Origin of the sequence: Stenotrophomonas sp. As-7 (assembly GCF_030291015.1) — a bacterium.
Taxonomy (GTDB): Bacteria; Pseudomonadota; Gammaproteobacteria; order Xanthomonadales; family Xanthomonadaceae; genus Stenotrophomonas; species Stenotrophomonas lactitubi.
Genome location: NZ_CP127405.1, coordinates 2,585,062 through 2,596,861, shown reverse-complemented (window position 1 = coordinate 2,596,861; position 11,800 = coordinate 2,585,062). Strand labels below are relative to the sequence as shown.

Here is an 11,800-nt window from a genome sequence, read left to right as displayed (position 1 = left end):
CACCCATAAGGGCGCCATCTCTCAGTAGCGGTACTGCCATCCCAGCGTCAGCACACGTCCGCGCCCGGCAAAATAGCTCGGGTTGGATGGCGTGGTCTGCGAGTAGTAGGTGATGTACTGCTTGTTGGCGAGGTTCTGCACGCCCAGCGTGAAACTGCTCTTGTCCAGCGCATAGCGGGCGACCAGATCGAACGTGGTGTAGCCCTTGAAACTAGCCACCGGCACGCCGCGCAGGTCGAAGTCGCGATCGAAGGCATGGCTGGCCTGCAGGCGGGTGCTGAGCTGCGAGGTCCAGCTCTGTTCCCAGAACGCGGTCAGCCGGTTCGGGGCGATGTTGACGCCCGCCAGGTCGCTTTCCAGTTGACCATCCAGATTGGCGTCGTAGCGGCCATTGGCGCGGGCATAGCCCAGGCCAAGGCGGCTGTCGCCCAGGCGCAGGCGGAGGTTGGTCTCGAAGCCTTCCACCCGCGTAGCCTGGCGCTGCACGTTGTAGGCATCGATGCCGGCGTCATAGACCAGTACCGAACCCAGCTTGGATTCGGACGTGTAGTACGCCATGTCGCCGCTGAAGCGACCATCGTCATATTCCAGCCCGATCTCGCGGTTGTCCGACACCACCGGCGACAGGTCCACCAGGTTGTCCACGCGCTGGCCATCGCGGTTGATCGCGCGCAGCACGCGGCCGACGTCGGCCACGGTGTAGCCTTCCGAATACGATGCGTAGGCGTTGAGGCGATCGTTGATGTACCAGACCGCGCCCAAATTGGGCAGCGTCTCGCTCATCGTCGGTTTGCCACCGGCCACCTTGCGTGCGCCGTAGCGGGGCAGGGTGGTGTAGTCGCCCACTTCCAGTTCGCCCTTTTCGTAACGCAGGCCAGCGGACAGCATGACGTGGTCGGTGGGCCACCACTGCAACTGCAACAACGGGGAAAGGCTCTGGTAGGTCGTCAGCGGTACCCAGTTCAGGCCGCTGGCCAACAATACCTGGTGGGTGCGGTCGCGCAGGCCATCCAGGCCCAGGGTGACGTCCAGCGAGGTGTCGCCGATGCGGCGCCAGCTCTGGGTCAGCTTGAAGCCGCGCTTGTCCGATTCATTTTGGGTCTGGTCCCAGGCAGCGTTGGCACCCGTGTTGCCCCACGGGTCCCACTGGCTGGCGCCGTAACGCCCTTCGAAATCAACCGCGAAGGCCTGCGCCAGGAACTGGCCGCCGAACAGATCGGCATTGCTGTAGTCCAGGGTCAGCGAGCGTGAGCGGTTCATCGGCGGATCGAGCGGCGTATCGCCGGGCACCGACGTGGCCGGGCGACCGGTACGGAAGTTGCCATCCACGGGCAGGTAATTGTCCAGGCCGCGCAGTTCGTAGCGGTTGGCCATCAACTGCAGGCGCTGGCCTTCGGCGATGTTCCAGCCAAGCTTGGCGAAGATGTTGGTCGAGGTCGAATCCATCAGTTCGCCCTGCGCATTGGTGCCGATCGCACGGCCGTCGCCATCGTAGTACAGGCCCTGCCGCTCATGGGCCAGGCCGGCAACGAGGTCGAACTGTTCGCCGCGGATACCCACCAGTGCCGAAGCACGCTGGCCATCATCATCGCGGCGGCCCGGCGAGGCGGCAGTGAGTGAGAGGTTGCTATCCAGCAGGAAAGCACCCGGTTCGCTCGGCGCGCTGCGGGTAATGATGTTGACGATGCCACCGGTGCCGCCGATACCCTGCAGCGCGTTGGCGCCGTGGATCACTTCGATGCGTTCGATCATCGCCGGATCGATGGTATGTGAATCACGCGAACCGTCGCGCAGCGGCGTGGACTGTGGCACGCCGTCGACCATGTAGAGGATGCCGCGCCCGCGCATGCTTTCGCCATAGTTGGACATCTTCTCGCGTGCCGGGGCGAATGCCGGGATCTGCGAGGACAGCACGCGCGATACATCCGAGCCCAGTGCCAGCTGTTGCTGGATGTCCTCACGGGCGAGCACGGTGATGGTGTTGGGCATGGCGGTCTCGCCCTGCGGCATGCGCGCGGTGGACGCCGACACGGTCACTCTGCCGAGCGAAGTCGCGGCTGCCGGCGTTGCTGCCGTACGCGGGCTGTCTGCTTTTGCCGCCGGCGTCGCGGTTGCGACCGCACTGCGGATCACGAACACGCCTGGCGAGCGTTCTTCGACGTCCAGGCCTTGGCCGGCAATCAGCCTTTGCAGCGCCTCGCGCGGGGCATAGCGGCCGTCCAGTGCTGGCGCCTGGCGGCCGGCAACCCTGTCCGCAGCGAACAGCAGCTGGATGCCGCTCTGCTTGGCCATCGCATTGAGTGACTGCTGCAGCGGGGCTGCCGGAAGATGGACGTCCACCGTCGTGGGGGTGGACTGCGCCGCCACCGGAAGGGCGGCGCACAGGCTGACGGCCAGCAGGGCAGGCGTCAGGCGGCGCAGGGCGGCGGGCAGCGCAATGCGGGTCATGCGGGGTCCTTCAGAGGGGTTCAAGCAGCAGCCGGATGAGCAGGGCCACAACCCACCCTCGATACGGAATTCAGTGATGTGCGGAGATGTGGACGCTGCCATCGTCGCGCTGGTGGACGGCGACCGGCAGGATCTCCGGCAGCAGCGCCAGCGCGGTGGCGGCATGGTCGCCATCGAACACGCCCGAAACCTGCAGCGTGGCCAGACCGGGTTCGTCCAGTACGATCGCGCCGCGGTGATAGCGCTGCAGGCTGCGTACCACTTCGCCCAGCGGGGTCTGCGCGAACTGCAGCCGGCCCTCGGTCCATTCTCCGCTGCCGGCGGCGATCGGCTGCGGTTGCTGGACCGGGCCTGTCCCTGCCAGCAGCTGCTGGCCAGGGTGCAGGCGCTGCTCGCCATCGCGGCCAGCCACGCGCACGCCGACCTTGCCGCGCCACAGGCGGACTTCACTGCGGTCACCGCGTCGATCCACATCGAACACGGTGCCGTAGTTGCGCACCTGCACCGGTCCAGCATCGACCTGGAACCGACGCCAGCGCGAAGGCGCCACGTCGAAGCGGGCGCGTCCGGAGACCAGCACCGTGCGGCGCGAACGCAGATGGCTGCGCACCTGCAGATGGCTGTCTGCATCCAGTTCGATGCGGCTGCCATCGGCCAGCAGCACGCTGCGGCGCTCGCCGATGGCCGTCTGGTAATCGCCCTGTTGCCAGCCGGGATCGAAGGCGTAAAGCCCGCACAGTCCAGCCACCAGCAGCAGGCCGAGCACGGCGCCGCCGATCCGACGGCTGCGATGAGGGCGATACAGCTGCGCCGCATCGGGCACGGGAAACAGTGCCTTGAGCGTGTCCCGATGTTGTTCCAGCACACGATCAGGCGAGGGCGCGGCGGTCTTGTCCGGACGCGGCGGGCGCGGGCGACGTGGTGCTGTCACGTCAGCGCTCCCGCATCCAGCGTCTGCCGGCATTCGACCATCGCCAACCGCAGATGGCGCTCGACGGCCTTCAGGCCGATCCCCATGCGCCGCGCAACCGCCGCCTGCGGCACGTCATGGATCTTGTGCAGGATGAACACCTGGCGGCGTCGACAGGGCATCGCACGGATGACCTCGACCAGCCGTTCCAGTTCCTGCGTGGCAACGGCCTGCCTGACCGGGCCGGCGCCTTCGTAGGCGGCGTCGGGCAGTTCGGCACGGGGTTCCACCCACTGGCGGCGCAGGTCTTCGGCACGGCAACGATCAACCGCGGCGTCGTGGGCCATCCGCCGCAGCAGCGCCATCGGCTGCCGCACGTCGGCCGGGGCCGGGCGTTCCAGCAGGCGGATGCAGACATCGTGCACCACCTCGCGGGCCAGCCCGGGCGAGGCGAAGCGACGACGCAGGTAGTCCACCAGTTCCTCGTAGTGGCGCACCAGCGAGGACACCAGCGGCAGCGCAGGTGGTGGGGAGTGCGGTGGCGTGGACATCCGGAAAAGCGGCGCAGGCGGGAAGGGGTGGGGCCACGCAAGACGGGCCTACGCGGCGCCACGATAGTAATGGGAACTGTTCGCATTTGCTATCAGGTGTTCCGCGGCGACATTGTTCGTGGCCGCCGGAAAGTGAATCCACGATCACCCTCTGCCGCGCACACTCGGCCGCAGATAGGCTGCAGGGCAGCCATCGGGGAGAGTGACCATGCACGTGCTTCTGGTGATCGTCGGCGGGTTCCTGCTGCTGGGCGTCTTCGCCCTGTTCGGCAGGCTCTGGAGCACCGGCAGCTCGCAGCTGCCCACGGCGCTGTTGGCCTTCATCGGCACCTGGCTGCTGGTGTCGGTGGCCAATCTGTGGGTGGGGGTCAGCCGGGCGGGCTATACAGTGCGCGAGGAGTTGCCGATCCTGCTGCTGGTGTTTGCCGTTCCGGCGCTGGTGGCCGGTGTCATTTTCTGGCGGCTGGGCCGCTGAAGCGAGGATCCGCGATGCCGGTATCACCCCGTCTTCCCGCCCTGCGTCGTCGCGATGGCCATCATGCACGGGTGACCTACGAAGAACTGTTCTTCGATCTGGTCTACGTGTTCGCCGTCACCCAGCTCAGCCACCACCTGCTGCACCACCTGGGCCTGCTGGGCGTGCTGCAGACGCTGGTGCTGTGGTTTGCGGTCTGGCTCGGCTGGCAGTACGCGTGCTGGGTCAGCAACTGGTTCGACCCGGAAGCGCCGCGCATCCGCGGCCTGCTGTTCGTCACAATGCTGCTGGCGTTGCTGATGTCTTCGTCCATCCCCGAAGCCTTTGCCGGACGCGCGTGGATATTCGCCGGCGCCTACGCCACGATGCAGGTGGGGCGGACGCTGTTCGTCCTGCTGGAAGTAGGGCGCGCACACCCGCTGGCCGCCAATTTCAGGCGCATGCTGGCCTGGGTCAGCGTGTCGGCCTGTTTCTGGCTGGCCGGTGCAGCGGTCGAGGGCAATGCGCGGCTGGCACTGTGGGCACTGGCCGTCGCCTGCGAATACATCTCGCCGATGTTCGGCTTCGCGTTTCCCGGCCTCGGTCGCTCGCGTACCCGCGAGTGGACCATCGAAGGTGGGCATCTGGCCGAGCGCTGCCAGCTGTTCGTGATCGTCGCACTGGGTGAGACGCTGCTGGCAACCGGCGGCGTGCTGAGCGAGGTGGAACACTGGAGTGGAGAGGTGGTTTCGGCGGTGCTGGCGACCTTCGCCGGTACGATCGCGATGTGGTGGCTGTACTTCGGCATCTCCAGCCGGGACGCTACCGACACCATCACCCGTTCCGACGACCCCGGTCGCATCGGCGCCTATTTCCACTACGTGCACGCGCTGCTGATCGCCGGCATCATCGCCACCGCCGTCGGCAATGATCTGGTGATGGAGGAGCCGGAGGCGGCAGTGACCCTGCCGTATGCCGCGATGCTGGCGGCGGGACCGTTGATCTACCTGCTGGGCAGCGCACTGTACAAGCGGGCGGTCTACGGCCGCGTGCCGCGTTCGCACCTGGCGGGGGCGGCGGCGCTGGTGGTGCTCGGTTTCGTGCTGCCATGGATGCACCTGCTGGCCGCAGGGTGGCTGACAAGCATCGTACTGCTGGCGGTGGGGCTGGCCGATACACGGCTGAAGCACCGGCGTCTGCTGCGGGACTGACCGCCTGCCACGACGGTGCCTGAAAGGTCGCGACGGATCGAACTCAGCCCCGTCCTATGGGGAGGGGGGCAGGGCGTCGATAGCCTCGTGATCCCATCACCGGCCCTTCAACGAGAGCGCCACCCGACGCTGTGCGCCGGGGCCGCCTCCTGCTCCCCCATGCACTGGTTCCCCTCCCTTCCACCGCTGTTGCGAGGCCGCAGTTCCTTCGACGGCGAAGACTGCGACGTCAGTGCGCTGCGCCGCTACCAGCATCGCGTGCTGCTGTGGGGCGGCTGCCTGCTCAGCCTTGCCATCGTGGCCGGGGTGGTCGCGCTGGTGCTGCTGCACGCCAGCGGCTTCCAGACACGTCGTCTGGAAGGGCTGCAGCGCACCCATGCCGCAGTCGAGGCGCATCTGGTGGCGGCGGACGCGGCACACCAGCGCATGTTGAACATGGCCGAGTATGCCTGGCGACATCGTCCGGACAGCGACGTCGCCACCCGGCTGGCAGAGCGGCAGCGCTACCTGGCCGGTGGTCAGCGGATGATCGTCAGCGCCGGGCCCGAAAGCGCTCCGCAGATGGTGCTGGGGGTCGGCACCGACACATGGCCCCTTGCCCGCCTGGACCGCTATCTCACATTGGCCCATTCGCTGTCGGTGATCCGCAGGCTGAGCACGCCACAGGGAGAACCGGATACGGCTGCCAGCGGCTTCTTCTTCGATCCCAGCCACCAGTTCCTGGTGCTGGGGGACGGCTTGACCGAGCAGCGCCTGCTGGCTGCCACCGGTGCCGGCCATCGTGCGGGATTGTTCCGGCACCTGCAGCTGCTGTCGACGCCCTCCGCAGCTGCTGCGCCCGGCACGGCCAGCGACATGCAGATCACCTTGGTGCGCCATCCTGTGAGCGCCGCACCTTCGATCGCGGTGCGGCTTTCGGCGCACGACAAGGGCGGTGCGATCGGTACATTCGTGACCCTGGAACCGACAGATCGACTCGCACGGGTGATGGCGGTTGCAGATCGTGGCACGTCATTCGTGGTGACCGCTGACGGCCGGGTGGTTGCCGGCACCGCGGATGCCACCGGATTGCCGCTGGACAGCGCAATGCGTGTGCTGCGCGCTGGCAGGCAGGGCGACGAGTCCGTGGCGGCGTTCCGGCAGGGGCTGCGCTTCTACCAGGCGTTGCGTGTTGCCGGCACCGACTGGCTGCTGGTGAATACCTATTGCGTGGGTGACATCGCCCAGGATGGCAGGCGCCTGTACGCTGTGGCCGCCGTGCTGGGGGGCGGACTGCTGCTGGGCCTGTGGACGTTGCTCGCCTGGCTGCACTGGCGCGTGTTCGGCCCCGCGCTGGCGCGCGCAGCACGCGTCTACCAGGGCGAGCAGCTCAGCCGGTCCCTCATCCAGTTGTCGCCGGTGGGCCTGTGCCTGATCGACCGGAGCGAGGCCCGCCCTGTCCTGCAGAACGAGCTGATGCGCCACTATGCCGCGGCGGCCGAGCGCAGTGGCGTACCGCTGTACCTGCAACTGGTGCAGCTGGCGTCCGAACACGAGTCCGGGACCGGCGTGTTCCAGGCGCCGGTGGAGTTCGAGCTGCCAGTTCCTGCCAATGACAAATCGCCCGGCCGGCAACTGCTGGTCGGTGCCGTGGGCGCCACCTACCAGGGGCGCAGCGTACTGCTGTGCGCGCTGCGCGATCTCAGCGCGCGCGTGGAGCTGGAGCAGCAGCAGGCGCAGGCACGCCAGGCCGCCGAAGCGGCAAGCCGCGCCAAGGGCATCTTCCTGGCGACGATGAGCCACGAAATCCGCACGCCGCTGCACGGCATCCTTGGCCACCTCGAACTGCTTGGCCGGTCCGCGCTCGATGAGGATCAACAGGCCCGACTGCGCCGCATCAACCAATCGGCTGACTCGCTGCTGCAGATCATCAACGACGTGCTGGATTTCTCCCGTGCCGAAGCGGGCCAGCTGGAGCTGCAGGCCGAAACGTTCGAACCGATCGCCCTGCTGGAGCGGGTTGCCGTGCTGTTCTCTCCGCTGGCCGAGGCCAAGGGACTGGTGATGGACCTGTCGGTGGATGCGGCGGTGCCTGCCCAGGTGGAAGGCCCGCAGGCGCGGATCGAGCAGGTTCTGCGCAACCTGGTCAGCAACGCGGTGAAGTTCACCCTTTCCGGCCGCATCGCGCTGCGGGTGCGTGTGGACGTACAGGGCGAGGCACTGTTGCTGCAGATGGAGGTGGCTGACTCCGGCATCGGTCTGAGCCCGTCGCAGCTGGAGCGTCTGTTCCAACCTTATGTGCAGGCCGATGCAAGCATCATCAGTCGCTTCGGCGGGTCCGGGCTGGGGCTGTCGTTGTGCCGGGAGCTGTGCCTTCGGATGGGCGGGGAGATCCATGCGCGCAGCACGCCGGCCGTCGGCAGTGTGTTTACCTTCGCGGTACCGGTGGGGCGCGTGGCTGGCGCTGCGCCTCGGCCGCTGGCAGGACGCAGCGTGGTCCTTGCTTCGGCGGCGGCCGGTTGGAGCGATGAACTGAGCCGGCGGCTGCAGGTGTGGGGCGCCCAAGTGCAGGTGATTGAGGATCCTGCTCTGCTGGCCCAGCACGATGTCGATGCGGCCACGCCGCTGGTGCTGTTCGAGCGCGGGCCGGCGCGGGAGCTGCCGGTTCTTGGCGAGGACAGCCGGTGCGTGGTGCGGGTCAGTGCCGATGGCCCCCTGCGTGCGCAGCGGCGTGGCTGCACCTGGCGGGTATCCTGCTATTCCGGTGAGTCGCTGCTGCAGGCGCTGCTGGCGCCGGCCCGGCCGGGGCAGCGGCTGCTGGCGGTCGGGCAGGGCTTGGACTAGATTCATCGCGGGCGCCATCGCACGACATCATTCAAGGGGAAACACCATGCATCCGGCCGTGCCTGCAGCGCCCATCAACCAGATCGATGCACTGCGCAGGCTGCAGCGACGCCTGCTGTTCGGTGGTGGCGGGCTGATCAGCATCCTGATCGTGCTGACGGCTGTGGCCAGCCTTGTCGGTGGCATCGGCGCGTTCCATTCGCGCGAGCGTCAGACCTTCCAGGAGGCGCAGTCGGCGCTGGATTATTTCCTGTCCCAGCGCGACCGCGCCTATGCGAGCAGCATCAATGCCAACGACGCATTGTGGACCGACCAGCAGGACGAGCTGCGACGATTGGGTGCGCCTCTGCTGAGTGATTTCCTGGCGCAGGGGCAGCAGCGTGTGGTGCGGGCGGAAGGGCGCGCATCGGTGCCTTGGCTGGTGCTGGGCGATCCCGCGCGGCCGATGCCGCAGGGCGAGCTCGAAGCCTACCTGGGCATGCTGCACGAATACTCGGCATACACGGCTGCGACCATCACCGCTCTGCAGACGCAGGGGCCGATCACCATGTACGCGTATGAGCCGAAGGGACGGCTGCTGGCGGTAGCCGGCGTGATCGACGAGGCCCAGCTGCTGCAGACCCTGCGGGTGCCGACCCGTGCCCAGGCGTTCGAGAAGTTGATGCAGATGGAAGCTGCCGTGGGCGATCGGGTTCCCGCGCCCGGCCCGGTAGTGGGTGCGGCGCAGGGGCGCCGCCTGGTGTCTTTCCTGGGTGACAATCCGCTCAACGGTCAACCTGCGCTGATCGGTGTGATGACCATGGCGCGTGCGGACGTACCGTACTTCCGGCGCGTGGTGTTCGAATCCATCGACAACCTCAAGGGACGACTGGAAGCAACCGATCCCGGCAGCTACCTGGTGACCACCGGTGACGGGCGTGTGGTGCTGGCGGGCGGGGCGCTCGCGCAATCGCCCGCCACGTTGGCTGCGGCGCTGGCGGATGCGCGATCGGTCGCAGGGCAGCGCCAGTACCACGACGGCCGGTTCCTGGTCAGCGGCGCGCTGCGCGGGGTGGATTGGCGCCTTACCCACCTGTACGGCTGGGCAGACCTGTGGCGGGAGCAGCATGCGGCGATCCTGCTGCGCGTGTTCACCGCACTGCTGATCCTGGCGGCACTGTGGATGCTGCTGTGGCGGATGGACCGTCGCGTCTTCGCACCGGCGCTGGCCGATGCCTCGCGGGTGTATGAGAGCGAGGCGCTGAGCCAGGCCATCATCGGTACCGCACCCGTCGGCCTGGCGCTGCTGCGCCGGCGTGATGGTGCCGCACTGCTGCAGAACCAGGTGGCGCGCGAACTGGTCGGTCAATCCGGTCAGGACGAAGCGGTGCCGGAACTCTATGCCCAATTGATCGCGCATGCGCGTGGCCTGCCAGCCCGTGGCGGTGAATTCAACTGGGCGCTCGACGCCGGCACGGACGACGCCCGCCAGCTGCAGGTCGCCCTCGCGGCAGCCAACTACCACGACCAGGCGGTCTGGGTGTGCGCGATGCGAGATGCCACCGCGCAGGTGGAACTCCAGCACACGCTGCAGCAGGCGCGGCAGGATTCGGAACGCGCACGCGAAGCGGCCGAGGCTGCCAGTCGTGCAAAGACCGCGTTCGTGGCGACGATGAGCCATGAAATCCGCACGCCGCTCAATGGCGTGCTGGGGCATCTTGAGCTGCTGGCACGTTCGCCGCTGCAGCCGGACCAGCATGAGCGCCTGCAGCGGATTCGTCTGTCGGCCGATTCGCTGATGGCGATCATCAGCGACGTGCTGGATTTCTCCAAGATCGAAGCAGGGCAGCTGGACATCGATCCGCTGCCGTTCGCGCTGCGTCCGCTGATCGAACAGGCTGCGCTGCTGTACGCCCCGGAAGCCCAGCGCAAGGACGTGAAGCTGTATTTCGCCATCGATCCAGCACTGGATGAGGTCTTCATCGGCGACGTTCACCGCGTCCGCCAGATCCTCAACAACCTGCTGAGCAATGCGGTGAAGTTCACTGCCTCCGGTCGCATCACCCTGCGCGCCGAGGCGGGTGGCGGAACAGGCGAGCAGCGGCAGCTGCGCCTGCAGGTGGTCGACTCGGGCATTGGTCTTTCCGAAGAACAGGTTGCCACGCTGTTCCGACCCTTCCAGCAGGGCGATGCCAGCGTGTCCCGGCGCTACGGCGGCAGCGGGCTTGGCCTGGCGTTGTGCCAGCAGCTGGCGCAATTGCTGGGTGGCCGCATCCAGGTGCAGAGCACGCTGGGCGTGGGCAGCGTGTTCACCCTCGACGTCCCCGTTCAGCGTTCAGCCGTTGCGACAACGCCAGACCAGCCACTGTCCGGTCGCCGCATTGCCTTGTTGTCGTCGGCACAGGAGTGGCGACAGGAGATCGGGCAGTTGCTGCACCACTGGGGCGCCGATGTGACGGTGATCGAGCGCCCCGCGGATGGCGTTCCTGGAGCCACGCTGCTGATCTTCGGCGAGCGCCGTGCCTGGACCGATGAAGAAGAGCAGGCGGTGCTGCCAAGCTATGCCAGGGTCGTGCGGGCCTATCCCAGGGGGCCGCTGTCGCCTGAGCAGCGCGATGATGCGGTGCACGTCTCCTGCTATGCCAGTCCAGCACTGCTGCAGGCGCTGCGCGGGGAGTGGATGCCTGTGCCGCGGACGCACGACGCTGTGCCGCAGGCTGGAGCACGCCGTACGCGGGGCCGCGTTCTGCTGGTGGAAGACAACCCGGTCAATCGCGAGCTGATCCAGCAGCAGCTGGAGGAGCTTGACTGCCAGGTCGATGCGGTGGAAAACGGACAGGTGGCGTTGACCGGCTGGCAATCCGGGGTGTGGGATATCGTGATGACCGACATCAACATGCCGGTGCTTGATGGCTACCAGCTTGCACAGGCGCTCCGCGGTCGCGGCGAAACGCTGCCGATCCTCGCCGTGACCGCCACCGCGCTGGCCAGCGAGCGTGAACGCTGCCGCGCGGCGGGCATCGACGACCTGTTGCTCAAGCCGCTGGACCTGGCCCGGCTGCTGGCGATGCTGGACCGCTACCTGCAGGCGCTGCCGTCGCCGCCACGCTCGCCTTCGCCGGCAGGCAAGGACAAGCCGCACAAGCTGCGCGCATTGTTCGTGGAAACCAGCACCCGCGATCTGAACGCGATGCAGGCCGCAGGCGAGAGCGGCGACGACGCGGGGCTGCTGGAGCAGCTGCATGCGGTGAAGGGCGTGCTGCTGATGATGGGTGAAAAGCCGCTTGGCACGCGCTTTGGCGATGCCGAACGGTTGCTGCGCGAAGGCCAATCGCTGCCGGAGCACGAACGCGTTGCACTGCTGTCCGAACTGCGCGATCTGATCGAAGCCTATCGCAATGGCCTGCGGGACCAGGCGTGACCA

The 11,800-nt window shown here is 67.4% G+C and carries 7 protein-coding genes; 4 read left to right on the top strand and 3 right to left on the bottom strand.

From position 1 onward, the window contains the following. Nucleotides 1-21: 21 nt before the first annotated feature. The 3 genes from QP457_RS11910 to QP457_RS11900 form a co-directional block, all read right to left on the bottom strand. The gene (locus tag QP457_RS11910; RefSeq protein ID WP_205404259.1) at nt 22-2,448 is read right to left on the bottom strand and encodes a TonB-dependent receptor; all 2,427 of its coding nucleotides are present in this window, start codon (nt 2,446-2,448) and stop codon (nt 22-24) included. Nucleotides 2,449-2,518: 70 nt separating this feature from the next. Further along, nucleotides 2,519-3,379 carry a FecR domain-containing protein gene (locus QP457_RS11905; protein WP_286040599.1) on the bottom strand — a complete coding sequence of 287 codons (861 nt, stop codon included), beginning with the start codon at nt 3,377-3,379 and terminating at the stop codon, nt 2,519-2,521. Then, the gene (locus QP457_RS11900) at nt 3,376-3,909 is read right to left on the bottom strand and encodes an RNA polymerase sigma factor (protein ID WP_180167199.1); all 534 of its coding nucleotides are present in this window, start codon (nt 3,907-3,909) and stop codon (nt 3,376-3,378) included. Before QP457_RS11900 ends, QP457_RS11905 begins: the two co-directional genes overlap by 4 nt. A 208-nt stretch (nt 3,910-4,117) precedes the next feature. Here QP457_RS11900 and QP457_RS11895 point away from each other — a divergent pair, with 208 nt between their 5' ends. The 4 genes from QP457_RS11895 to QP457_RS11880 all read left to right on the top strand — a co-directional run bounded on the left by QP457_RS11895 (nt 4,118) and on the right by QP457_RS11880 (nt 11,797). After that, a complete protein-coding gene (locus tag QP457_RS11895) occupies nt 4,118-4,384 on the top strand; it encodes a hypothetical protein (protein WP_099818590.1) in 267 nt (88 codons plus the stop codon). 14 nt (nt 4,385-4,398) lie between these two features. Beyond that, nucleotides 4,399-5,574 carry a low temperature requirement protein A gene (locus QP457_RS11890; protein WP_205404257.1) on the top strand — a complete coding sequence of 392 codons (1,176 nt, stop codon included), beginning with the start codon at nt 4,399-4,401 and terminating at the stop codon, nt 5,572-5,574. Between the two features lie 159 nt (nt 5,575-5,733). Continuing rightward, on the top strand, nt 5,734-8,397 hold the full coding sequence (locus QP457_RS11885; protein WP_205404256.1) for an ATP-binding protein: 2,664 nt from the start codon (nt 5,734-5,736) through the stop codon (nt 8,395-8,397). A gap of 58 nt (nt 8,398-8,455) precedes the next feature. Continuing rightward, a complete protein-coding gene (locus QP457_RS11880; protein ID WP_286040598.1) occupies nt 8,456-11,797 on the top strand; it encodes a hybrid sensor histidine kinase/response regulator in 3,342 nt (1,113 codons plus the stop codon). Nucleotides 11,798-11,800: the final 3 nt, after the last annotated feature.

What these genes read in the sequence shown, in the direction of transcription:
- QP457_RS11910 (WP_205404259.1), bottom strand. Translation starts at nt 2,448, where the DNA reads ATGACCCGCATTGCGCTGCCCGCCGCCCTGCGCCGCCTGACGCCTGCC.
- QP457_RS11900 (WP_180167199.1), bottom strand. Translation starts at nt 3,909, where the DNA reads ATGTCCACGCCACCGCACTCCCCACCACCTGCGCTGCCGCTGGTGTCC.
- QP457_RS11895 (WP_099818590.1), top strand. Translation starts at nt 4,118, where the DNA reads ATGCACGTGCTTCTGGTGATCGTCGGCGGGTTCCTGCTGCTGGGCGTC.
- QP457_RS11890 (WP_205404257.1), top strand. Translation starts at nt 4,399, where the DNA reads ATGCCGGTATCACCCCGTCTTCCCGCCCTGCGTCGTCGCGATGGCCAT.
- QP457_RS11885 (WP_205404256.1), top strand. Translation starts at nt 5,734, where the DNA reads ATGCACTGGTTCCCCTCCCTTCCACCGCTGTTGCGAGGCCGCAGTTCC.